The organism is Bradyrhizobium sp. SZCCT0153, from assembly GCF_018129995.1.
GTDB classification, from domain to species: domain Bacteria; phylum Pseudomonadota; class Alphaproteobacteria; order Rhizobiales; family Xanthobacteraceae; genus Bradyrhizobium; species Bradyrhizobium japonicum_G.
On record NZ_JAFCKS010000003.1, the window covers coordinates 86,345 to 109,242 of the forward strand.

26 protein-coding genes are annotated in these 22,898 nt (G+C 64.3%); 14 read left to right on the forward strand and 12 right to left on the reverse strand.

What is annotated here, in order from left to right; translation table 11 throughout:
• Positions 1-16: 16 nt before the first annotated feature.
• The 3 genes from JQ572_RS14075 to JQ572_RS14085 all read right to left on the reverse strand — a co-directional run bounded on the left by JQ572_RS14075 (position 17) and on the right by JQ572_RS14085 (position 1,305).
• Positions 17-568 (reverse strand): hypothetical protein, encoded by a 552-nt coding sequence (locus JQ572_RS14075; protein ID WP_211383641.1) that lies wholly within the window; start codon positions 566-568, stop codon positions 17-19.
• Between the two features lie 152 nt (positions 569-720).
• Positions 721-984, reverse strand: coding sequence for a hypothetical protein (locus tag JQ572_RS14080; RefSeq protein ID WP_211383642.1), 264 nt, complete (start codon positions 982-984; stop codon positions 721-723).
• Positions 985-1,026: 42 nt separating this feature from the next.
• On the reverse strand, positions 1,027-1,305 hold the full coding sequence (locus JQ572_RS14085) for a hypothetical protein (RefSeq protein ID WP_211384206.1): 279 nt from the start codon (positions 1,303-1,305) through the stop codon (positions 1,027-1,029).
• 253 nt (positions 1,306-1,558) lie between these two features.
• On the opposite strand from JQ572_RS14085, the gene JQ572_RS14090 reads away from it, so the two are divergent.
• The 5 genes from JQ572_RS14090 to JQ572_RS14110 all read left to right on the forward strand — a co-directional run bounded on the left by JQ572_RS14090 (position 1,559) and on the right by JQ572_RS14110 (position 5,369).
• On the forward strand, positions 1,559-1,957 hold the full coding sequence (locus tag JQ572_RS14090; RefSeq protein ID WP_211383643.1) for a metallopeptidase family protein: 399 nt from the start codon (positions 1,559-1,561) through the stop codon (positions 1,955-1,957).
• A gap of 81 nt (positions 1,958-2,038) precedes the next feature.
• Entirely contained in the window at positions 2,039-2,644 is a 606-nt protein-coding gene (gene leuD, locus JQ572_RS14095) for a 3-isopropylmalate dehydratase small subunit (protein WP_211383644.1), read from the forward strand.
• A 137-nt stretch (positions 2,645-2,781) separates the two neighbouring features.
• Positions 2,782-3,567 carry a glycosyltransferase family 32 protein gene (locus JQ572_RS14100; protein WP_211383645.1) on the forward strand — a complete coding sequence of 262 codons (786 nt, stop codon included), beginning with the start codon at positions 2,782-2,784 and terminating at the stop codon, positions 3,565-3,567.
• Positions 3,568-3,905: 338 nt separating this feature from the next.
• Positions 3,906-4,325, forward strand: a complete 420-nt coding sequence (locus JQ572_RS14105) for a DUF6455 family protein (protein WP_211383646.1) — start codon at positions 3,906-3,908, stop codon at positions 4,323-4,325.
• Positions 4,326-4,547: 222 nt separating this feature from the next.
• Positions 4,548-5,369 (forward strand): LssY C-terminal domain-containing protein, encoded by an 822-nt coding sequence (locus JQ572_RS14110; RefSeq protein WP_211383647.1) that lies wholly within the window; start codon positions 4,548-4,550, stop codon positions 5,367-5,369.
• Here JQ572_RS14110 and JQ572_RS14115 read toward each other — a convergent pair.
• The gene (locus JQ572_RS14115; RefSeq protein ID WP_211383648.1) at positions 5,366-6,247 is read right to left on the reverse strand and encodes an HpcH/HpaI aldolase/citrate lyase family protein; all 882 of its coding nucleotides are present in this window, start codon (positions 6,245-6,247) and stop codon (positions 5,366-5,368) included. The two genes, JQ572_RS14110 and JQ572_RS14115, sit on opposite strands and share 4 nt — an antisense overlap.
• 110 nt (positions 6,248-6,357) lie before the next feature.
• Here JQ572_RS14115 and JQ572_RS14120 point away from each other — a divergent pair, with 110 nt between their 5' ends.
• Positions 6,358-7,002 carry a carbonic anhydrase gene (locus JQ572_RS14120; RefSeq protein ID WP_211383649.1) on the forward strand — a complete coding sequence of 215 codons (645 nt, stop codon included), beginning with the start codon at positions 6,358-6,360 and terminating at the stop codon, positions 7,000-7,002.
• 203 nt (positions 7,003-7,205) lie between these two features.
• Here JQ572_RS14120 and JQ572_RS14125 read toward each other — a convergent pair whose 3' ends face one another.
• Positions 7,206-8,240 (reverse strand): aspartate-semialdehyde dehydrogenase, encoded by a 1,035-nt coding sequence (locus JQ572_RS14125; protein ID WP_211383650.1) that lies wholly within the window; start codon positions 8,238-8,240, stop codon positions 7,206-7,208.
• A gap of 116 nt (positions 8,241-8,356) precedes the next feature.
• Here JQ572_RS14125 and JQ572_RS14130 point away from each other — a divergent pair, with 116 nt between their 5' ends.
• Positions 8,357-9,148 carry a hypothetical protein gene (locus tag JQ572_RS14130; protein ID WP_211383651.1) on the forward strand — a complete coding sequence of 264 codons (792 nt, stop codon included), beginning with the start codon at positions 8,357-8,359 and terminating at the stop codon, positions 9,146-9,148.
• A gap of 157 nt (positions 9,149-9,305) precedes the next feature.
• A complete protein-coding gene (locus JQ572_RS14135; protein WP_211383652.1) occupies positions 9,306-9,683 on the forward strand; it encodes a hypothetical protein in 378 nt (125 codons plus the stop codon).
• A gap of 74 nt (positions 9,684-9,757) precedes the next feature.
• Here JQ572_RS14135 and JQ572_RS14140 read toward each other — a convergent pair whose 3' ends face one another.
• Together JQ572_RS14140 and leuB are read right to left on the reverse strand one after the other, a co-directional pair.
• Entirely contained in the window at positions 9,758-10,393 is a 636-nt protein-coding gene (locus JQ572_RS14140; protein ID WP_211383653.1) for a DapH/DapD/GlmU-related protein, read from the reverse strand.
• A gap of 136 nt (positions 10,394-10,529) precedes the next feature.
• Positions 10,530-11,642, reverse strand: coding sequence for a 3-isopropylmalate dehydrogenase (gene leuB / locus JQ572_RS14145; RefSeq protein ID WP_211383654.1), 1,113 nt, complete (start codon positions 11,640-11,642; stop codon positions 10,530-10,532).
• A 133-nt stretch (positions 11,643-11,775) separates the two neighbouring features.
• On the opposite strand from leuB, the gene JQ572_RS14150 reads away from it, so the two are divergent.
• A complete protein-coding gene (locus JQ572_RS14150; protein ID WP_211383655.1) occupies positions 11,776-12,972 on the forward strand; it encodes a YbfB/YjiJ family MFS transporter in 1,197 nt (398 codons plus the stop codon).
• Positions 12,973-13,005: 33 nt separating this feature from the next.
• Here the strand turns inward: JQ572_RS14150 and JQ572_RS14155 are convergent, their stop codons facing one another.
• The 4 genes from JQ572_RS14155 to JQ572_RS14170 form a co-directional block, all read right to left on the reverse strand.
• Positions 13,006-13,788 (reverse strand): molybdopterin-dependent oxidoreductase, encoded by a 783-nt coding sequence (locus JQ572_RS14155; RefSeq protein ID WP_211383656.1) that lies wholly within the window; start codon positions 13,786-13,788, stop codon positions 13,006-13,008.
• 14 nt (positions 13,789-13,802) lie between these two features.
• On the reverse strand, positions 13,803-14,432 hold the full coding sequence (locus tag JQ572_RS14160) for a cytochrome b/b6 domain-containing protein (protein WP_211383657.1): 630 nt from the start codon (positions 14,430-14,432) through the stop codon (positions 13,803-13,805).
• A gap of 182 nt (positions 14,433-14,614) precedes the next feature.
• Positions 14,615-15,169, reverse strand: a complete 555-nt coding sequence (locus tag JQ572_RS14165; RefSeq protein ID WP_211383658.1) for a fasciclin domain-containing protein — start codon at positions 15,167-15,169, stop codon at positions 14,615-14,617.
• A gap of 299 nt (positions 15,170-15,468) precedes the next feature.
• Positions 15,469-16,230, reverse strand: coding sequence for an SDR family oxidoreductase (locus JQ572_RS14170; RefSeq protein ID WP_211383659.1), 762 nt, complete (start codon positions 16,228-16,230; stop codon positions 15,469-15,471).
• A gap of 114 nt (positions 16,231-16,344) precedes the next feature.
• Between JQ572_RS14170 and JQ572_RS14175 the strand changes: the two genes are divergently transcribed.
• On the forward strand, positions 16,345-17,874 hold the full coding sequence (locus JQ572_RS14175; protein WP_211383660.1) for a malonate--CoA ligase: 1,530 nt from the start codon (positions 16,345-16,347) through the stop codon (positions 17,872-17,874).
• A 123-nt stretch (positions 17,875-17,997) separates the two neighbouring features.
• On the opposite strand, the gene JQ572_RS14180 is transcribed toward JQ572_RS14175, so the two are convergent.
• Positions 17,998-18,858 (reverse strand): sulfite exporter TauE/SafE family protein, encoded by an 861-nt coding sequence (locus tag JQ572_RS14180; RefSeq protein WP_211383661.1) that lies wholly within the window; start codon positions 18,856-18,858, stop codon positions 17,998-18,000.
• A gap of 502 nt (positions 18,859-19,360) precedes the next feature.
• On the opposite strand from JQ572_RS14180, the gene sdhC reads away from it, so the two are divergent.
• From sdhC to JQ572_RS14200, 4 genes are all read left to right on the forward strand, one after another.
• Positions 19,361-19,759 carry a succinate dehydrogenase, cytochrome b556 subunit gene (gene sdhC, locus JQ572_RS14185; RefSeq protein ID WP_211383662.1) on the forward strand — a complete coding sequence of 133 codons (399 nt, stop codon included), beginning with the start codon at positions 19,361-19,363 and terminating at the stop codon, positions 19,757-19,759.
• Complete coding sequence (gene sdhD, locus JQ572_RS14190; protein ID WP_211383663.1) at positions 19,756-20,160, forward strand: succinate dehydrogenase, hydrophobic membrane anchor protein; 405 nt, start codon at positions 19,756-19,758, stop codon at positions 20,158-20,160. The genes sdhC and sdhD overlap by 4 nt, the downstream gene beginning before the upstream one ends.
• A 3-nt stretch (positions 20,161-20,163) precedes the next feature.
• Positions 20,164-22,002 carry a succinate dehydrogenase flavoprotein subunit gene (gene sdhA, locus JQ572_RS14195; RefSeq protein WP_211383664.1) on the forward strand — a complete coding sequence of 613 codons (1,839 nt, stop codon included), beginning with the start codon at positions 20,164-20,166 and terminating at the stop codon, positions 22,000-22,002.
• Positions 22,003-22,106: 104 nt separating this feature from the next.
• The gene (locus JQ572_RS14200) at positions 22,107-22,889 is read left to right on the forward strand and encodes a succinate dehydrogenase iron-sulfur subunit (RefSeq protein ID WP_211383665.1); all 783 of its coding nucleotides are present in this window, start codon (positions 22,107-22,109) and stop codon (positions 22,887-22,889) included.
• Positions 22,890-22,898: the final 9 nt, after the last annotated feature.

The window sequence follows — 22,898 nt, forward strand, 5'->3', positions numbered from 1 at the left end:
TTGATGTCGATCGCACTCACCAATAGCGATACGGATGGTGCCAGCGATGCCAGCGGCAGATGCGGCGCGGGCCGTAATAGGTCCAGATCACCCGGCAGCGGCGCGGATAGTGGTAAGAGGGATAGTAGCCGCCGTAATAATAGCGCCGGTGGAAGTGACGATAGCCGTAATGCGGGCGATAGCCCCAGTGGCGGTGATAGCCGCCATATCCGCCGTAGCGGACGCCGCCATAGCGATAGCCGCCGCCGTGGAAGGCCGGTGCGGCACGAACGACACCGCCGCGGAAGCCGCCGAAATGTCCTCCGCCACCGTGGAAGCCGCCTCCTCTATGGAAGCCGCCGCCATGAAAGCCGCCGCCGCCATGCCCGCCACCATGTCCACCGCCGCCGCCGTGGCGAACCGGGATGATGTCGTCGGTCGCAGCCTTCGCCGCGGGTGACGTCGCCGGATTGATCAAGGTCAGCGCTTCAGCGCGGCGCGCGGTCCCCGCCGACAGCATCAGCGTCGCGGCCGCCGCGATCCCGAGCAAGCGCAGCGGGCTCGCCCTGAGACCCAAACTCCTCAGCATGGCATCCTCCCTGAATCCGGACAGCGGCGTTGCGATGCTCGTTGCCGGCCCGCGTCATCGCTGTTCATTGACGGTCGCTCCCAACATTAAGCTAGGGACAGCGACGTGAATGCCTCATGAATGAACGACGATGTCGACGCGGCGCGGCGGCGTCACCACCACGGCCCGAAGCCGAGCACGAAGGGCGCGGGCACGCCGTAAGGATAGGGACGGTAGTAAACCGGCCGTGCGTAATAGCGCGGCGCATCGGATGCGAGGTGGCGCACAGCGTCATGATGGCGCGCGTGGCGCCGTGCACCGATGTCCATTGCGGGCGCTGATGCCTTTGACGCTGCGGCATGCGTCGCGGCAATGGAGACGCCGGGCAAGCCGAGGATCAGCCCGAGGGCCACCGCGATCCCGATCCAGTTCGTCATGATCGACCTCCGCTGCGTCCGCATGCGGCGCTGCCGGCCAACTCAGCCCCGGCGCCAGTAGCAGCTCATATGGGGCACGATCACCGTGCCGCTCGGCCGGAATTCCTGCACATAGGTGGCATTGCACTCGCGGACCGCGTCGGGACCGGGGTTGTAGCGCGGATAGACTCCATCCGGGCTGTAATAGGGCGTGACGCGCAGCCGCGCCGGGGCCCGCTTGCGCGGCGGCGGGGCGTCGGGCACGCCCGCCTGGGCCAGCCGAATCTCGCGGCCGGCCGTCTGGGCTTCGGCCACGCCGCAAATCTGCGAAAACAACCCCATGCACAGTAGCGTCAGCGCTGTTTTCGCTCGCATTTTACCGCCCACCTGAAACGTCTTTTCCGAGGCCCCACGCTCCCCGTTTTGGCGGCGCCCGTCAACCTCACCGCGCTTATAAAGCCGGATGCATCGCCGCGGAACCCGCGCTAGAACCCCGTTCCGATGAAATCGGAGCGGGGTTCTAGATTCTCATTTTGACGCGTCTTCCTGACGCGAACCGGTGTCCGCTTCGCTCGAAAACGCCATGGAGAAGCCCATGTGGACGGAATTGAAAGCGCCCTCGCTGGCCGAGATGGAAGCGACGGCCCATGACATCTTCGAGCGCCTGCCGGCGGAGTTTCGCAAGCTGTGCGAGGGCGTGATCATCCGCGTCGACGACTTCCCGACCGAGGAGGTGCTCGACGAGATGGAATGCGAGAGCGAGTTCGACCTGCTCGGCCTGTTCCAGGGCATCGGCCTGCCGCAGCAGAGTTTCGGCGACGTGGCGCGGCTACCCAACATGGTCTGGCTCTACCGCCGGCCGATCCTGGACTATTGGGCCGAGCACGACGAAAGCCTCGGCCACATCGTCCGCCACGTCCTGATCCACGAGATCGGCCACCATTTCGGCCTTTCGGACGACGATATGGCCGCGATCGAGGCGCAAGCAGACTAGACCTGCCGAATTCGGCCTAGGATTTCGGCCCCGATCGCGATAAATAACCGTTCCCCTGAACCACCCCGGGAAAGCGCAACCATGGACAAGTTCACCACGCTGGAAGGCGTCGCGGCGCCGCTGAAGATCATCAATGTCGACACCGACATGATCATTCCGAAGCAGTACCTCAAGACCATCAAGCGCACCGGCCTTGGCAAGGGGCTCTTCTCCGAGCAGCGCTACAAGGACGACGGCAGCGAGAACCCGGATTTCGTGCTGAACCAGCCGGCCTATCGCAACACCAAGGTGCTGGTCGCCGGCGACAATTTCGGCTGCGGCTCGAGCCGCGAGCACGCGCCCTGGGCGCTGCTCGACTTCGGCATCCGCTGCGTGATCTCGACCTCGTTCGGCGACATCTTCTACAACAACTGCTTCAAGAACGGCATCCTGCCGATCCGCGTTGCCCAGGAAGACCTCGACAAGCTGTTCGACGACGCCGAGCGCGGCGCCAACGCGACGCTGACGATCGATCTGCCGAACCAGGAGATCCGCGGCCCCGACGGCGGCAAGGTCAAGTTCGAGATCGACCCGTTCCGCAAGCACTGCCTGATCAACGGGCTCGACGACATCGGCCTGACGATGGAGAAGAAGGCCTCGATCGACACCTATGAGGCGAAGCTCAAGCGCGAACGCGCCTGGGCCTGAGCCCAAATTCCTGTTCGAGCCCCGGTGCCACGCGCGCCGGGGCTTTTTCTTTGCCCTCGATATCACCTCTCGTTTGAGCATGAACTTTTCGGAAAACCGCTGCACACTTTTCCGGATCATGCTCTAGGCTTCCCCGCATGCTGCCCGAGATCGTCACCTTCTGGCATGGTCCGATGGACGCCCTGCGCCAGACCTGTCTGCGCTCGCAGCTGGCTGCCGGCCACAAAATCACGGTCTACAGTTTCGACACCATTCCAGGCCTCCCCGCCGGTGTCGGCAACGCTGACGCCGAAGCGATCCTGCCGCACGCGTTCTCCGAACGATTGCGGCCGCCGCAGCCGGACGGAAGCTGGCGCGACTGGACCACGCTCCAGTTCAGCGACTTCTTCCGCATGAAGCTGATGGCGAAGGGATTGGGTCTCTGGCTCGATGCCGACGTGCTGCTGCTCAAACCCGTCATGATCGATCCGGCAAAGCCCTACTTCGCCTGGGAGCGGCCGCGCCAGCTCGGCAATTCCGTGATTTACCTTCCGCCCGCGCACGGCATCGTCGCCGCGTACGAAGAGCTGATGGAGCAGGAGGAATTGACGCCGAACTGGCTCTCGCTGCGCCATCGCATCACCTTCCTGATGCGCCGCCTGCGCGGCGGCTCGAATCGTCTCTCCGACATCCGCGTCGCGATCTTCGGGCCGGCGGCACTCACCGCGCTGGCGCGTCGCACCGGCGATTTGGCCTGCGCACTGCCGAAGCAGTCGTTCTACGCCGTGCATGCCGAGCCAAAGCTGTTCTTCGATCCCTCGAGCTATCTCGGCCTCGTCACCAACCCCGAGATCATCGGCCTGCACATCTCGCCCAAGGGTCGCGGCGGCGAGAAGCCGATCCCGGGCAGCCTGTATGCGTGGGCAGCGGAGCGGTTTGGGTAATCCTCCGCTGCAAGCCCAGTGCGATCGCATATGGCACCACCTGAGCGCGCGCCTCGTCCTTCGAGACGACCGCTTCGCGGTCTCCTCAGGAGGAGGCTAAGCGGCATCGGTGCTCGTCAAAACTATGGCCGCACACTCGGTCCTCATCCTGAGGGCCCGCCAACGGCGGGCGTCTCGAAGGATGGACACAGGGGAAGCGCTCCCATATGCGATTACCCTGCCCGCGTCCGGGACACGCGACCTGTTTTCTCGATCCATTCTCAATTTGATCCAGCGCAACGCGCTCCTGCATCATTGTGCATAACCTTGCTCCAATCGCTATCCGAATGGAGCTTCGCATGAGCACTGCAAGCAGGCCTTATCCCATCGTCCAGGACCTCATCGAGTCCTTTGCAAGCTGGCTGAAGCATCGCCGCGAGCTGAACGAGATGCGGCAACTCGATCGTTCGGAGTTCGACCGGATCGCCAGCGACCTCAGGATCGCGCCGGACGATCTGGAGGAGCTGGTCCGTCACGGCAAGCACGCCGCCGACGAACTGCCGAAAATGCTCGAACAGCTCGGCATCGATGCGGAAGGGCTCGGCCGCGCACAGCCGCTGCTGTTGCGCGACATGGAGCGTGTGTGCGCCCTGTGCAGCCACAAGGCTCAATGCGACCGCGATCTCGCCGACGGCACCGCCGCGGAGAACTATCACGGTTATTGCGGCAATGCGTCGACGCTGGAATCGCTCGATCGCGCCGATCACGCACCGCGCTGACGCGCGCATAGATTTCGTCAGGCGGTACAGTCTTCACTCCCGGATGGCGCTATAGCTAGCTCGCCTCAACCGAGAGGCGTTCGGTTCAGGCTCAAAAGCAGCAATCTGAGGCTCGTGCCGTCGGCTTCAAAGGAAGCTTCGATCCAACGGTCTTTGCTAAATGTTGGAACTGAGCGAGCGGGGCAGGTATTATGCGGAGCATCCTGACTCAAACGATACCGCATGGCTGATTTCACCAAGGACGGGACGAGGAAACGACGATGGCCTTACCGCTTGGCCGTTATCCTGCTCGCCTATCTGGTCTTGGCGTACATTCTGGTCCCCACCCTGTGGATTCACCACGAGCACGAAGCAGGGCTGGCTTCATTGCCGATGATCACCAGGACGTCGGACGATATCCCTGCCGATCCCCTGAACGTTGGACTCGTTGGCAACGACGAAGACGTCGTCCGCGCAATGAACACGGCCGGATGGTTTGCAGCCGATGCCGTGACGCTGCGCTCGAGCATCGAGATCGTCGGAAGCGTGGTGCTGGATCGGCCATATCGTAGCGCCCCCGTCAGCCCTCTCTACTATCTTGGAAAGAAGGAGCAGTACGCCTTCGAGAAGCCTGCAGGGCACAGCGCCGATCGGCGGAATCACGTTCGATTCTGGAAGGCCCTCGAGAAGGGCGATGATGGTCGTCCGGTTTGGCTTGGCTCGGCGACGTTCGATCGGGGCGTCGGGCTCAGCCACGACACGGGACAAGTAACCCATCACATCGCGGCCGACATCGATACCGAGCGAGATCTCTTGATGGCCGACTTGCGCGAGACACGTGTCGTCGGCAGTTTCTTTCAGATCTCGGGCATAGGCCCAACTCTGTTCGGCCGAAACGGGGGTGGCGACCCCTACCACACGGATGGCGAGATACACGTTGCCGTCCTGGTGCCAGGAGCAGCAAATGGGCCGGCGGATCCTCCGACCATTCCACCGCCATCTCTCATTGCTCTGAAAGATGCCATATGGCACGGCATCGCTCAGAAAGCCGAAGGCAAGCCCTAACCCTTGCTCATCGCGGCGATCGCGTCCGCGATCTCGATCGTCCGCCGGGCCATGTCGGCGTGCAGCCGCTCCACCATGGCGCCGTCGAGCCGGATCGCGCCGCGCGACACGTTCTCCGGCAATTCGAACGCGGCGATGATTTTTCGCGCGCGCGCGACTTCCTCTTCGGGCGGCGTGAAGATTGCATTGCAGGCGTCGATCTGCGAGGGATGGATCAGCGTCTTGCCGTCGAAGCCGAGATCGCGACCCTGCGCGCATTCGGTGGCAAAGCCGTCCGAATTGGCAATGTCGCTGTAGGGCCCGTCGAGGATTTCGAGGCCATGGGCGCGCGTCGCCAGGATGCAATGGGTGATCATCGGGATCATCGCGGCGCGGCCCGGCAGCATCTTGATACGCGTCTCGCGCGAGATGTCGTTCGGGCCGAACACGAAACCGGACAGGCGCCTCGATGGATCGCGCCCGGCCGCGGCCAGCTCCTCGGCATGGAGCACGGCGCGCGCGGTCTCGATCATGGCCCAGACTCTTACGGTCGGCGCGGCGCCGAGCTCGGCGAGCCGGCGGCCGATCTGGTCGAGATCCTCGATGCTTGAAACTTTTGGAACCAGGATGCCGTCCGGCGAGGCCTTGGCGGCCATGGCGACGTCGTCGGCCCACCAGGGCGTGTCGAGGCCGTTGGTCCGGATCAGGATCTCGCGCTTGCCGAAGCCCTTGGCCGCGATCGCGGCGGCGATGCCGTCGCGCGCCACCGCCTTGGCATCGGGCGCGACGGAATCCTCCAGATCGAGGATCAGGCCGTCGGCGGCGAGATTGCGCGCCTTTTCCAGCGCGCGGGGGTTGGAGCCGGGCATGAACAGATGGCTGCGGCGCGGGCGGGTCATGCAAGCATTCCTTCCGGTTTCCTCGTCTTATTCTGACCGAAGCCGATAGCATCTGGCCTGCCTATTCGAAAGGCTTGTTCGCTCCGGCGGTATATGATTAGGCATGGGCCATGATGACATTCCCGAAGCATTTGCTGGAAGGCTACCAGGCCTTCGCCACCCAGCGGCTGCCGACCGAGCAGACCCGCTATCGCGAGCTGTCGGTGAAGGGGCAGTTCCCGGAAGTGATGGTGATCGGCTGCTGCGACAGCCGCGTCTCGCCCGAGGTGATCTTCGACGTCGGCCCGGGCGAACTCTTCGTGGTCCGCAACATCGCCAATCTGGTGCCGGTGTATCAGCCCGACGGCAACGCGCACGGCGTCTCCGCAGCGCTGGAATACGCCGTGACGGTGCTGAAGGTGAAGCACATCGTGGTGCTCGGCCACGCGCAATGCGGCGGCATCCGCGCCTTCGTCGACAAGATCGAACCGCTCACGCCCGGCGACTTCATCGGCAAATGGATGCAGATGTTCATCAAGCCCGGCGAAGTGGTCGAGCAGCGCGACCACGAGACCATGGCGCAGTTCGTCGAACGCATCGAGAAGGCCGCGGTGTTCCGCAGCCTGGAAAACCTGATGACGTTCCCGTTCGTGCAGAAGGCGGTCGAAAGCGGCCAGATGCAGACCCACGGCGCCTATTTCGGCGTCGCGGAGGGATCGCTGTTCGTGCTGGACAAGGTTGCGAAGGAATTCAGGAACGCGCGAAGCGTGGCGTAGGCGGGTTCGTCAACCACGCTCGTCGTCCCGGACAAGCGCAAGCGCAGATCCGGGACCCATACGCCGCAGCAGTAATTTTGCGAAGACTCGGAGTTATCGGCTTCCCGCCAAACCACTTCCTGTGGTTATGGGTCCCGGATCTGCGCGCGCTTTTGGCGCGCTTGTCCGGGACAACGAGAGGGCTGTGACAGTCGAACGAAGGCTTACGCCGCCTTCTTCTTCGCGCTGATCAGCTTGCGGTTGATCAGGACTTCCGCGATCTGGATCGCGTTGAGCGCGGCGCCCTTGCGCAGATTGTCGGACACGCACCACAGCACGAGACCGTTCTCCACCGTCGCGTCCTCGCGGATGCGGCTGATATAGGTGGCGTCCTCGCCGGCCGCCTCGTAGGGCGTGGCGTAGCCGCCGGGCTCCTGCTTGTCGATGACGAGGCAGCCGGGCGCCTTGCGCAGGATGTCGCGTGCTTCATCGGGGGTGATCGGATTCTCGAACTCGATGTTGACGGCTTCGGAATGGCCGACGAACACCGGCACGCGCACGCAGGTCGCGGTGAGCTTGATCTTGGGATCAAGAATCTTCTTGGTCTCCATCATCATCTTCCACTCTTCCTTGGTGTAGCCGTCCTCCATGAAGACGTCGATGTGGGGGATGACGTTGAAGGCGATGCGCTTGGGGAATTTCTTCGAGATCAGTTCCTGGTTGGTGTAGACGGCCTTGGTTTGCGAGAACAGCTCGTCCATCGCGTCCTTGCCGGCGCCCGACACCGATTGATAGGTCGAGACCACGACGCGCTTGATCGTCGCCTTGTCGTGCAGCGGCTTCAGCGCGACCACGAGCTGCGCGGTCGAGCAGTTCGGGTTGGCGATGATGTTCTTCTTCTTGAAGCCGGCCGTTGCGTCCGCGTTCACCTCGGGCACGATCAGCGGCACGTCCGGATCCATGCGCCAGGCCGACGAATTGTCGATCACGACGGTCCCGGCGGCGCCGATCTTCGGCGACCATTCCTTCGACACCTCGCCACCCGCCGACATCAGGCAGATGTCGACGTCGGAGAAATCATAGTGCTCGAGCGCCTTGCACTTCAGGGTCCGGTCGCCATAGGAGACCTCGACGCCGACGCTGCGGCGTGACGCCAGGGCCACGACCTCGTCCGCGGGGAATTTGCGCTCATCGAGGATGTTGAGCATTTCCCGTCCGACATTGCCGGTCGCGCCGACGACTGCGACTTTGTAACCCATCGTTCACTCTCCGACGAAAAAGCCCGTTCCTGAAGCTGACGCTTAAACAGGAAGAGCAGCGCTTCTATGCGAGAACCGGCCTCAAGACAACGTTGGACCATGCCTGAAGGCCGTGGATGCAGTCGCCTGAGGCCAGCACGGCCGCAACCTCCCCCCAGACCCATCTGGCGCTTGCAGCCTTCGCCGACGAGGTCGTCGGCACGCTGGCGCGCCTGTTCGCCTATGTGGGGACCCTGGTGCTGTTTGCCATGCTTGGGCTTGCGGCGCTCGGCCAGCTGCCTGATCTCCGCGACGACGATGGGCCGGCGCTGAAGCCGGGCTGGAGCGTGGCCGACCGCTCGCCTGCCGCCTTCGCCCTTGGCCGGCTCGATTCATCAGAAAAAACAGCCTCTTACACCATCTTCCGGCACCTCGGGGGCGGCCGCAGGGACGTGATGCGCTGGACCGGCGAGGCCGACAGGCCGGTGGCCGCGCTCGAGATTTACCGGGAGGGCGCCGAATTCGACGTGGCGCGTCCGGCGACAGCCGACCTGGCTATCCAGATGGGCTTGGGCACAGCCGCCTCGCTCGAGCAGGCCGGCCTGATCGACACCAAATTCGGCGCTGTCGCCCTGTTCCGGCCGACCGGCACGGCGGATGGCGCGCGGGCTTGCCTTGGCTACCTCAAGCGCAGCGAGGAGCCGGCGCTCCAGATCTCCGGCTTCTCCTGCCAGGGCGATACAATGCCAGCCCGGCGCGCGGCGATTGCCTGCACGCTGAACCGGCTGACGCAGCTCGCCTCCGGCAACGAGCCGAAGCTGGCCGAATTGTTCGCCCGTGCCGAGCTGAAGCGCAGGGGTTGCGAACCCCAAGGCTCGTCGGACTGGCTGCTGGGCGCCGCAAACGCGCAATTGCGCGGAGCGCTTTGATCGGCATCAAGCTCAAGTGGCTGGTATTCATGCAACTTTTGCCGGCGCGCACGATTATTCCGCGCCGGTGTGACCCAATAGACCTAGTTGCGGCCGTCCCGGCTGGGCTAGTATGGGCGTGAAATCGACTGGCGGCCTGCCGCCTGAAGGGGACGTGATGAGCTCGAAATTCTCTGGCAAATTGGCGACGTGGCTTGCGGCGGGAGCCGTCATTGCAATGAGCCTTGCGACGCCGGCCTCGGCCGACACCAAGACCAAGCGCCATGACGAGCGCGGCCGGCATTATTACGGTCCGAGCGGCCCCAACGCGGTCTATCAGCAGGGCCGCACCCGCATCTATGTGAGCAAGCGCTCCTGGCTCGATGGCGGCACCGAGGTCAATCCGGGCGATCGCAAGTTCACCGACTATGCCTTCCCGCCGGCGGTTGGCTATCCGTCCTTCGCCCGCGAAAACCTCAACCGCCCGATCGATCGCCAGCCGCTGGCGACGCCGTCCGATGTCGGCGGCTATCCGCAGAATTTCCCGCTCTACTGAGGCGGACCGATCATCCGAATCAAAATGGCCGGGTTCTCGCCCGGCCATTTTTGTTTGTGAGAGATCCATCCGCCTTACGCGTTGGCGGCCGGGTCGTAGCGCCTGCAGAATTCCTCGATCGCCTCGGAGCGGAAATCGCCGAGGCGCTCGAAGATGAGCTCATCCGGCCAATCCCACCAGGCGATGCGGCGCAGGCTTTCCGCGACCGAACCCTCAAAGCGCTTGCGGATGGGACGCGCGGGAACGCCGCCGACGATCGTGTAGGGTTCGACATCGCGGCTGACGACCGCGCCCGCGGCGATCACCGCGCCGTCGCCGACGGTTACGCCCGGCAGCAGGATCGCGGCGTGCCCGATCCAGACGTCATTGCCGACGATCACCCGGTCGCCACGGCGATCCGCAAAGAAGTCGCGGTCGCGAGTCGCCGTCGTCTCGTAATATTCAGGGCAATAGGTGAAGCGATGCTGGGACGGACGTCCCATCGGATGATTGGGCGCGCCGATCCGCACAGAGTTGGCGATGGCGGTGAATTTTCCGATCGCGGCGTCGGCGACCTCGCAGTGCTCGCCGAGATAGGAGTAGTCGCCGAGCGAGGCATATTCGATGCGCGTGTTGGCGAGGATTTCGCAGCGCCGCCCGATCTGCGCCTCGCGCCGGCGCACCGTCTCATGGATGATCGTTTCCGCGATCTTGGGGCGGGGGGAATCCATGAAGTGGCTCCTGAGATTACGGGCAGTGCCATAGGGTGGGCAAAGGCGCTCTTGCGCCGTGCCCACGATCTCTCCCGATCGAAATAGCGGGTGGGCACGCTTGCGCTTTGCCCACCCTACGAGAGAGGTGCCTGCCTCACGCGTGAAGCTTCTGCAATTCCATCAGGATCGCTTCGCCCATCTGCGTGGTCGAGGCAGCGGTCGTGCCTTCCGACTTGATGTCGGCGGTGCGCAGGCCGCTCGCCAGCACCGCGGCGATCGCGGCGTCGACCTTGTCGGCGAGACCCCCCATGTCGAAAGAATAGCGCAGCGCCATGCCGAAGGACGAGATCATCGCGATCGGATTGGCAAGGCCCTTGCCGGCGATGTCGGGCGCCGAGCCGTGCACGGGCTCATACAGCGCCTTGCGCTTCTTGCTCTTGACGTCGACCTCGCCGAGCGAGGCCGAGGGCAGCATGCCGAGCGAACCGGTCAGCATCGCCGCGATGTCGGACAGCATGTCGCCGAACAGATTGTCGGTGACGATGACGTCGAACTGCTTCGGCGCCTTGACCAGCATCATGCCGCCGGAATCGGCAAGCTGGTGCTCGAGCGTGACATCAGGGTATTCGCGCTTGTGGACCGCCGTCATGACCTCGTTCCAGAGCACGCCCGACTTCATGACGTTGCGCTTCTCCATCGACGTCACCTTGTTCTTGCGCTTCCTGGCAAGCTCGAAGGCGACGCGGCCGATGCGCTCGATCTCATAGGTGTCGTAGACCTGCGTATCGATGGCGCGCTTCTGGCCGTTGCCGAGATCGGTGATGGTCTTGGGCTCGCCGAAATAGACGCCGCCGGTGAGCTCGCGCACGATCATGATGTCGAGGCCCTCGACCGCCTCCCGCTTCAGGCTCGAGGCATCCGCCAGCGCCGGGTAACACACGGCGGGACGCAGGTTGGCGAACAAAGCGAGATCCTTGCGCAGGCGCAGCAGGCCGGCCTCGGGGCGCACCTCGTAGGGCACGGCATCCCACTTCGGACCGCCGACCGCGCCGAAGATGATCGCGTCCGCAGCAAGCGCCTTGGCCATGTCGCCCTCGGAGATCGAGACCTTGTGCGCGTCATAGGCGGAGCCGCCGACGAGGCCGGTGTCGGTCTCGAACTTGGCGATCCCGGCCGAATTGAGCCAGTCGATCAGCCGCTTCACCTCGCCCATCACCTCGGGGCCGATACCGTCGCCGGGGAGCAGCAGCAGTTTGTGGGTCGCCATGGTCGTTTCCTCTGAGATCGAATTTCGGCCGGAGTGCTAGAGCGGCGTTGCGCGCTTGGCAAGACACCATTGCCGAGGCGCGGCTGTGCAAGGCAGGCGGGGCCTGCCACACTGCGCGGGCCGGAGTACCTCCTTGCACGCACCTGACCGCCCCCCGCCCGACGCACACCCCGCGCGGCTGATCCTGACCCTGTCGCTGGCGGCGACGGTCGGGCTCGGTATCGGGCGCTTTGCCTATGCGCTGGTGTTGCCGGACATGCGGGAGGATCTCGGCTGGTCCTACTCGGCGGCCGGTTTCATGAACACCATCAACGCCGTCGGCTACCTCGTCGGAGCCCTGGTGGCATCCCGGCTGATCCAGCGGGTCGGCTGGTCGGCCGCGATCCGCGGCGGAACCCTGGCCTGCGTGGCCGCGCTCGCCACCTGCGCGCTGACCGGGAATTTCGTCGCCCTGAGCCTCGCGCGTCTCGTGCTCGGCCTGGGCGCCGCCGCGGGCTTCGTCGCCGGCGGCGCGCTGGCCGCGACCATCGCGCAGTCGCGCCCCGAGCGGGCCAATTTCCTGCTCAGCCTGTTCTATGCCGGCCCCGGCATCGGCATTCTCTCTTCGGGGCTGATCGCCCCGTTCACGCTGCAATATTTCGGGCCGGGCTCGTGGTGGATGGTGTGGTGGGCGCTGACGCTGCTCTCGGCGCTCATGACCGCGCCGCTGTTCCTGACCCGCATCGAGAGCGGCGCGCGTTTCTCGGAAGGCAGCCACGCGTCGTTCGCGATTCTTCCCATACTGATTTATCTGGCCGCCTACTTCCTGTTCGGCGCCGGCTACATCGCCTACATGACCTTCATGATCGCCTATGTGCGCGACGGCGGCGGCGGGGCCGCGGCGCAGGCCGCATTCTGGAGCCTGATCGGTCTCAGCGCCTTCGTCACGCCCTGGGTCTGGCGCGGCGTTCTGGCGCTCGATCGCGGCGGCCTCGCCACCGCCATCATCCTCGGCACCAACGCGCTCGGCGCCGCCTTGCCGATGCTCGGGCATTCGCCGGCATGGCTCGCGGTCTCGGCGGTGGTGTTCGGCGTCGCCTTCTTCGCCGTCGTCGGCTCGACCACCGCCTTCGTCCGCTTCAACTATCCGCCGGAGAGGTGGCCGACCGCGATCGCGGCGATGACGATCTCGTTCGGCGTCGGCCAGACGCTCGGCCCGATCGTGGTCGGCGCCATTACGGATGCGCTGGGGAGCTTGAGTTATGCGCTCAATGTGTCGGCGGCGCTGCTGGCGCTGGGGGCGGTTGCGGCGCTATGCCAGCGGAAGGTGGGGCCGAAAGTTTCAGCATAAACGGTGTCGTCCCGGCGAAGGCCGGGACTACAGCTAGCTGCCGCTGAACGAATTGTACCCCTGGTCTTCCCAATAGCCGCCCTTGTAGTCGTTGGTGACCTCCATCGAGACCACGTATTTCGGGTTCTTGAAGCCGAGTTTTGTCGGCACGCGGATCTTCATTGGAAAACCATAAGCGCGCGGCAGGATGTCGTTCGCGTATTTGAACGTCATCTGCGTTTGCGGATGCAGCGCACTGCGCATGTCCAGGGGCGAATTGTAGCCGTCCTTGTCGGCGCACTGGAACCAGACATACTTCGCGCGGGTGTCGGCGCCGATCAGCTTGAGGAAGTCGCGCAGCGGCGTGCCGGTCCAGCTGCCGATCGCACTCCAGCCCTCGACGCAGATGTGACGGGTGATCTGGGTGACCTGCGGCAGCTTGTACAATTCCGGAAGCGTCCAGGATTTCTTGTTGTCGACGAGGCCGCGCACCTCGAGCTTCCAGTCGGCGGCCGAAACCTCGGGCGCATCGTCGAGATCGTAATAGGCGTTGAACGGGAACGGCTTCGTGATCGCGCTCTCCGGGAACGTCGGCGCCAGCGCGTCGGGATTGAAGATGAAATCCTGCACGGCGTCGTTGAACTTCGAGACACTCTTCAGCATCTCCTCGGCCGAGGACGAGTCGATCACGTCGCAGCCGGTGAGCAGCGTCAGCGCGCCCAGGCTGGCGCCGCCCGCGATGAAGCGGCGGCGGCTGACATCCGGCATCGTCTTGATGGAGTCCTTGATCAGCAGCCGCTTGTCGACGCCGGGGATCAGGAATGAACGCTTGGCCATGGTTCTCCCTCCGCTCAACGGCCGATGATCATCGCACGCAGGCTCTTCGGCACCAGCAGCGCGAGCAGGACATGAATGACGAGGAACGCGCAGATCGCGGCCATGCAGAAGAAATGGACGTAGCGCGCGGTCGGATAGTCGCCGAACAGGCTCACGAGCCAGTGCAGCTGCACGGGCTTCCACATCCCCAGCCCCGACAGCACGATCAGCACGCCGACCAGTATGATGCCGGCATAGAGCGTCCGCTGCACGTAATTGTAGACGGTGAGGTCGTCATGGCCGAGCTTGAAGGTCAGGGCAGCCCTGACGTCGTGGAGCACGCCCGACGGGGTGATCGGCAGCAATTTCTTGCGGAAGCGGCCGGTGGCGAAGCCGGTGACGAGATAGGCGAGGCCGTTGATCATCAACAGCCACATCGCCGCAAAATGCCAGAGCAGGCCGCCGCCGAGCCAGCCGCCCAGCGTGTAGTCGCGCGGAAAGCTGAAGCCGAACAGCGGCGAGGCGTTGTAGATCTGCCAGCCCGACAGGATCATCAGGATCATGGCAAAGGCGTTGATCCAGTGCATGACGCGGACCCAGGCCGGCTGGATGATCTTGGCCGGGGTGGCGCTGACCTGCTCGTCGGTGGCTGTGAGGCTCGACATGATGGTTCCGTCCTGAACGTCGTCTGACAGCAATTATACGCCGATGCTTCCGCTTTCGTTACGCCCCGCGCGGCATCGAATCGATATCGCCGGGCTATGGTGGTCACAAAAAAGCGAGCCGGGCACCCCCGGCTCGCCGTTTTCGTCGCATCCTGACGGGGATGAAACAGGATCGCGCGGTTTTACGTCGCCGGCATCAGCACGGTGTCGACCACATGGATGACGCCGTTCGACTGGTTGACGTTGGAGATCGTCACCATCGAGGTGCCGCCCTTGGCGTCGACGATCCAGACCTTGCCGTCCTGCTTCTTCACCGTCAGCTCCTCGCCCTCGGCGGTCTTCAGCTTCTTGCCATCGGTGAGGTCGGAGGCCTCGAGCTTGCCGGGCACGACATGGTAGGTGAGGATCTTGGTCAGCGTCGCCTTGTTCTCGGGCTTGACCAGATTGTCGACGGTGCCGGCCGGCAGCTTGCCGAAGGCGGCGTTGGTCGGCGCAAACACCGTGAACGGGCCCTTGCCTTCCAGCGTCGGCACCAGGCCGGCCGCCTTCACCGCCGCCACGAGCGTGGTGTGATCCTTCGAGTTGACCGCGTTCTGGACGATGTTCTTGGACGGGAACATCGCGGCGCCGCCGACCATGACGGTCTTCTCCTCGGCACGAACGGGCGCAACGACGGTCGCGGTGATGGCCAGCGCGCTGAAAGCGGCGGCAGCGAGATAGGCAATACGCTTCGACATGGAGGGTCTCCCGATTGAATTGTGACCGGCGATTTGCCGGCGTTTGCGTTGGGCAACAACGGCGCCTGCGACAGTTTGACGTGAGGCAGTAGCGCGTCGTTGACCGAACTACGGGAGGTTTAGCGAAGCGGTTTCGAACAATAATTTATCGTGATGAGTGAAACTAAGCGGGGGGACGTTCGTGGGGGCCGTCATTGCGAGGGGCAAGGCGACGAAGAAATCCAGACTGCTTCTGCGGAAACATCTCTGGATTGCTTCGCTTCGCTCGCAATGACGAGCTTGGAGGATCCCGCCTGCCCTCAATCCCTGTTGTGCGGCGTCTGGATGAACCCCCGATTATGCGTCGGGCTGATCAGCAGCTCGTTGATGCAGACGCGCGGCGGCATCGAGGCGATGAACGCGATGGTGCGGCCGAGATCTTCGGATTGCAGCATCTTTGCCTGCTCCTCCGCGCTCGGCACCACCGGGCGCAGCTTCAGGATCGGCGTCGCGACCTCGCCCGGCATCAGGCAGCAGGCGCGCAGGCCGTTGACGCATTCGTCCATGTTGAAGGAATGGGTCAGCGCCAGCACCGCATGCTTGGTGGTGGTGTAGGCCGGGCCCGGCATCTTCGAGACGTGGCGGCCGGCCCAGGACGAGACGTTGATGATGGAGCCGTCCTGCTGCTTGCGCATCGTCGGCAGCACCGCGCGCATGCAATAGAGCACGCCGTTGAGATTGACCTGGACCAGTCTGTCCCAGCCCTCCAGTTCCATGTCCTTCCAGCTCCGCTTGGGGACATTGATGCCGGCATTGTTGACGAGCAGGTCGATCCGGCCGTGCCTGGCGACGATCTGATCGGCCGCCTTCTGGACCTCGGCCGCGACCGACACGTCGAGCGCGATGGCCTCGGCCGCCCCGCCCGCCCCGGTGATCTTGGCGACCACGGTCTCCAGGGCGTCCTTGCGGCGGCCCGAGACAACCACCGTCCAGCCGTCGGCCGCCAGCGCCTCGGCGCCGGCTTCCCCGATCCCGCTGCCCCCGCCTGTCACCCAGGCCACCCGTTTCCCGTTTTTTGTCATGCAAACTGTCTCCGTTGCTTCATCGGGGCGGTTTTTGCTAATCCAGCCCTCGGTTTTGACCGGCCTTGTCTGATGAGCCTTGTCTGACGAGCCTTGCGGTCGAGGAAATCTTGCATGAACCAAGCAGCCAACGCCAATCTGTTTTCCCGCCTGTTCGACGGCCTGGACGATCCCAAACGCCTCGCGATCGAGACCCATGACGGCGCCCGCATCAGCTATGGCGATCTGATCGCCCGGGCCGGGCAGATGGCGAATGTGCTGGTCGCGCGCGGCGTGAAGCCGGGCGACCGCGTCGCGGTGCAGGTGGAGAAATCGGTCACCAACATCGTGCTGTATCTGGCGACCGTGCGGGCCGGCGCGGTCTATCTGCCACTCAATACCGCCTATACGCTCAACGAGCTCGATTACTTCATCGGCGATGCCGAGCCGTCGCTGGTGGTCTGCGATCCGGCCAAGGCGGAAGGCTTCGCCCCGATCGCCGCCAAGGTGAAGGCCAGGGTCGAGACGCTCGGACCCGACGGCAAGGGCTCGCTGACGGAAGCAGCCGACAAGGCCAGCAGCGAATTCGCGACGGTGCCGCGGGCAAACGACGATCTTGCCGCGATCCTCTACACGTCAGGCACCACCGGCCGCTCCAAGGGCGCGATGCTGACGCACGACAATCTGGCGTCGAACTCGCTGAGCCTGGTCGGCTACTGGCGCTTCACCGACAACGACGTGCTGATCCACGCGCTGCCGATCTACCACACCCACGGCCTGTTCGTGGCGACCAACGTGACGCTGTTTGCGCGCGCCGCGATGATCTTCCTGCCGAAGCTCGACCCGGACCTGATCATCAAGCTGATGGCGCGCGCCACCGTGCTGATGGGCGTGCCGACCTTCTATACGCGCCTGCTGCAAAATTCCGCGCTGTCGCGCGAGACCACAAAGCACATGCGCCTGTTCATCTCGGGCTCCGCGCCGCTGCTCGCCGAGACCCATCGCGAATGGTCGGCGCGGACGGGACATGCGGTGCTCGAGCGCTACGGCATGACCGAGACCAACATGAACACGTCGAATCCCTATGACGGCGAGCGCGTGCCCGGCGCGGTCGGCTTCCCGCTGCCCGGCGTCTCCGTGCGTGTCACCGATCCCGAGACAGCCAAGGAATTGCCGCGCGACGAGATCGGCATGATCGAGGTCAAGGGCCCGAACGTATTCAAGGGCTATTGGCGCATGCCCGAGAAGACCAAGGCCGAATTCCGTGACGACGGCTTCTTCATCACCGGCGATCTCGGCAAGATCGACGCCAAGGGCTACGTCCACATTCTCGGCCGCGGCAAGGACCTCGTGATTTCCGGCGGCTTCAATGTCTATCCGAAGGAGATCGAGAGCGAGATCGACGCCATGCCGGGCGTGATCGAATCCGCCGTGATCGGCGTGCCGCATGCCGATTTCGGCGAGGGCGTCACTGCAGTGCTGGTCTGCAACAAGGGCGTCGATGTCACGGAAGCCGCTGTGCTGAAGGCGCTCGACGGAAGGCTGGCCAAGTTCAAGATGCCCAAGCGCGTCTTCGTCGTCGACGAGCTGCCGCGCAACACGATGGGCAAGGTGCAGAAGAACGTGCTGCGGGATACGTACAAGGATATCTACGCGAAGAAATAGGGGCGTGCCCGGCTCTCTCGCCTCGTCATTGCGAGGAGCCCTTGCGACGAAGCAATCCAGACACCCTCCGCGGAAAGACTCTGGATTGCTTCGCTGCGCTCGCAATGACGGAATTTGCGGCGGTTACTGTCCGCCCAATAAACTCATCACAAACCTGCTGCCGACGATAAACAGATAGCCCCCGAACGCCATCTCCAGCGTCCGCTTCGACATTGCATGCGCGGCCCTCACGCCGAGCGGTGCTGTCACCAGACTCATCGGCATCACCAAGACCGCACCGATCAGCGAGACGTATCCGAGCGCGAACGGGACTTGCAGAGCCGCAACGCCTGGATAGTTCGCCGCCGCCGGCCAGCCGGCATAGATATAGCCGAGCGCACCGGGGATCGAGATCAGCACGGCGAGCGCGGACGAGGTCGCGACCGCCTGATGGATCGGACGGCCGTAGAACGTCATCAGCAGGTTGGAGAACAATCCGCCGCCGATGCCCATCAGCGTCGACAGGATGCCGACGCAGAAGCCGTAGGCACGCATCAACACGCCCTTCGGCAAATCATCGCCGAGCTTCCAGCTCTCGCGCGCGAAGATCAGCCGCAGTGCGGCTGACCAGGCAACGGCGACGAACACGATCTTGAACAGCCGCTCCGGCGCGTGGCGCGCGACCACGCTGCCGGCGACGACGCCGATCACGATCGGCAGCCACCAGCCGCGCAGGATCGCCATGTCGACCGCGCCGCGCTTGTAATGGGCCTGGAACGAGCGGATCGAGGTCGGGATGATCACGGCGAGCGAGGTGCCGACGCAAAGCGGCATGCGGACCTCGAGCGGCACACCGGCGATGCGGAAGCATTCGTAGAACACCGGCACCAGAATCGCGCCGCCGCCGATCCCGAACACGCCGGCCAGGAATCCCGAGAGCGCACCCGTTGCGATCAGCAGCAGGGCGAGCTCGACGATTTCCTTGATATCGAGTCCTGCAATCACCCCTGACCTGCCCCTGCGACTGGTCGCAACTTGTCCGATGCATCGCTCGGAAATAACTGCGCGGAAAGCTGTAGGCGATCCGGTTTCCGAGGTCGACACGTCTCGTCCCTTGGCTGGGGTGGAATGCAGGGTGTGCATATCCGCGGCAAGCCGCAAAATTGGCGCGGCGGTGGGGTGGCGGACCGGTTCGGAAGGGCGCCTGGCCCGAGCCTTGATCGGTTTGGACGGGATGGTCCGTTTAGAGGCGTTCCAACAGCGATTTCAAAGGCCATGGATGGCTATCATAAAGAATGAATCAATATTCTTTTTTTGGTGAATAGGCCAGCGCTCTGGTATACCAAGCACCCGATTGGCCTTGTTTCATCAACGCCATAGCGCTGAACCGAGGTTCGATTTATGGCGATTTGGTGATTGCGCAGGCGGAATCGACTCCGTAAATAGAGCCGACCTCTCGCGATCCCCGCGCGCCCCATGCTGGGCCGCAATAAAGCAATCGAAGCCCATGACCGCACGGATCGAACGACCGCTTTCACCACACATGCAAGTCTACCGCTGGACGCTGACGATGGCGCTTTCCATCGTCCATCGTGCCACCGGAATCGCCCTTTACGCAGGAACCCTGCTGCTGGCCTGGTGGCTGATTGCCGCGGCTTCCGGCCCTGCCGCCTACGGCCACGTCCAGGCCTTCACCGGCAGCATCATCGGCCGGCTGATCGTGTTCGGCTACACCTGGGCGCTGATGCACCATATGCTGAGCGGCATCCGGCATTTCGTCTGGGACCTCGGCTACGGCTTCAAGGCCAATGAGCGCGAGGCCCTGACCTGGGGCGCGCTGATCGGCGGCATCGTGCTGACGGTGCTGATCTGGATCGTCGCCTATGCGATCGGAGGCGGACGATGAGCGCGACCGATACGCCGAAGCGCAGCATGCGCACCCCGCTTGGCCGCGTCCGCAATCTCGGCGCCGCCCATTCCGGCACCTCCGACTTCTGGCGCCAGCGCATCACCGGCGTCGCCATGACGCTGCTGATGATCCCCGTGATCGTGATCGTCATGATGCTGCTCGGCCGCAACCAGGCCGGTGCCGCGCAGATCCTCGGCTCGCTGCCGATCGCGGTGATCCTCCTGCTCTTCATCTTCGCCAGCGCCTGGCACATGAAGATCGGCATGCAGGTGGTGATCGAGGACTACATCCATAACGAGAAGCTGAAGCTCGTCTCGATCATGCTCAACAACTTCTTCTCGATCGCCGTGGCGCTCGCCTCGACCTACGCGATCCTGAAACTTTCATCCGGAGTGTAACCCATGGTTACCGGAACATCGGCCGCAGAGAGCAATGGCGCTCCCGCCACCAACGGCAAGGCCTATCCGATCGAAGACCACACCTACGACGTCGTCGTGGTCGGCGCCGGCGGCGCGGGCCTGCGCGCCGTGGTCGGCTGCAGCGAAGCCGGACTTCGTACCGCCTGCATCACCAAGGTGTTTCCGACCCGTTCGCACACGGTCGCGGCGCAGGGCGGCATCTCGGCCTCGCTCGGCAACATGCACAAGGACGACTGGCGCTGGCACATGTACGACACCGTGAAGGGGTCGGACTGGCTGGGCGACCAGGACGCGATCGAATACATGGTGCGCAACGCGCCCGAGGCGGTCTACGAGCTCGAACATTGGGGCGTGCCGTTCTCGCGCACCGAGGACGGCAAGATCTACCAGCGCCCGTTCGGCGGCATGACCATGGACTACGGCAAGGGCCAGGCGCAGCGCACCTGCGCCGCCGCCGACCGCACCGGCCACGCCATGCTGCACACGATGTACGGCCAGTCGCTGCGCCACGCGGCCGAGTTCTTCATCGAGTTCTTCGCCATCGACCTGATCATGGACGACCAGGGCACCTGCCGCGGCGTCATCGCCCTCAAGCTCGACGACGGCACGCTGCACCGCTTCCGCGCCCAGACCGTGATCCTGGCGACCGGCGGCTATGGCCGCGCCTATGCCTCCTGCACCTCGGCGCACACCTGCACCGGCGACGGCGGCGGCATGGTGCTGCGCGCAGGCCTGCCGATGCAGGACATGGAGTTCGTGCAGTTCCACCCGACCGGCATCTACGGCTCGGGCTGCCTCGTCACCGAAGGTGCCCGCGGCGAAGGCGGCTATCTCGTCAACGCCGAGGGCGAGCGCTTCATGGAGCGCTATGCGCCGTCCGCAAAGGACCTCGCCTCGCGCGACGTCGTCTCGCGCGCGATGACCATCGAGATCCGCGAGGGACGCGGCGTCGGCAAGAAGAAGGACCACATCTTCCTTCACCTCGACCATCTCGATCCCGCGGTGCTCGCCGAGCGCCTGCCGGGCATCTCCGAATCCGCAAAGATCTTCGCCAATGTCGACGTGACGCGCGAGCCGATCCCGATCGTGCCGACCGTGCACTACAATATGGGCGGCATCCCGACGAACTATCACGGCGAAGTGCTGACCAAGAGGGACGGCGACGACAACGCCATCATCCCCGGCCTGATGGCGATCGGCGAAGCGGCCTGCGTCTCCGTGCACGGCGCCAACCGCCTCGGCTCCAACTCGCTGATCGACCTCGTCGTGTTCGGCCGCGCCGCCGCGCTCCGCCTCGCCGAGAAGCTCACGCCGAACGCCAGCCAGCCGGAGTTGCCGGCAAACTCGTCCGATCTGGCGCTCGGCCGCCTCGACCATTACCGCTACGCCTCCGGCGGCACGCCGACCGCGAAGCTGCGCGAAGGCATGCAGCACGTGATGCAGAGCAATTGCGCGGTGTTCCGCACCGGCGAGGTTTTGAGCGAAGGCCAGAACCTGATCGAGAAGGTCCACAGCGGCATCACCGACATCGCCGTGTCCGACCGCTCGCTGGTGTGGAACTCCGACCTCGTCGAGACGCTGGAGTTCGACAATCTGATCGCGCAGGCGGTGGTGACGATGAACTCGGCCGCCAACCGCACCGAAAGCCGCGGCGCCCATGCCCGCGAGGATTTTTCGGCGCGCGACGACAAGAACTGGATGAAGCACACGCTGGCCTGGCTGGACGATGCCGGCAAGGTCAAGATCGACTACCGCCCGGTTCACGACTACACCATGACCAACGACGTGCAGTACATCCCGCCGAAGGCGCGGGTGTATTGATCAAGACTCGTCATGCGCGGGCTTGACCCGCGCATCCATCTTTCCGAAGCGATGGATCGCCGGGTCAAGCCCGGCAGTGACGCGGAAAACCAGAGGCAGGACTAATGGTTGAATTCGCACTTCCGAAGAACTCGAAGATCACCGGCGGCAAGACCTGGCCGAAGCCCGTGGGCGCGACTGACGTCCGCGAATTCCGCGTCTATCGCTGGAATCCGGACGACGGCAAGAATCCGAGCGTCGACACCTATTACGTCGACACCAACGACTGCGGTCCGATGGTGCTGGACGGCCTGATCTGGATCAAGAACCACATCGACCCGTCGCTGACGTTCCGCCGCTCCTGCCGCGAAGGCGTCTGCGGCTCCTGCGCCATGAACATTGACGGCCAGAACACGCTGGCCTGCACCCGCTCGATGCACGACGTCAAGGACGGCGCGGTCAAGATCAACCCGCTGCCGCACCAGCCGGTCGTGAAGGACCTCGTTCCCGACCTCACCAATTTCTATGCGCAGTACGCTTCGGTCGAGCCGTGGCTGAAGACGACCTCGCCGACGCCGCAGAAGGAATGGCGCCAGAGCCACGAGGACCGCGAGAAGCTCGACGGCCTCTACGAGTGCATCCTCTGCGCCTGCTGCTCGACCTCGTGCCCGAGCTATTGGTGGAACAGCGACCGTTATCTCGGTCCCGCAGCCCTGCTTCAGGCCAACCGCTGGGTGTCCGATTCCCGCGACGAAGCGACCGGCGAGCGTCTCGACAATCTCGAGGACCCGTTCCGCCTCTACCGCTGCCACACCATCATGAACTGCGCCAAGGCCTGCCCGAAGGGCCTCAACCCGGCGGAAGCCATCGCCGAGCTCAAGCTCAAGATGGTCGAGCGGCAGGTCTAGACGTCGTTC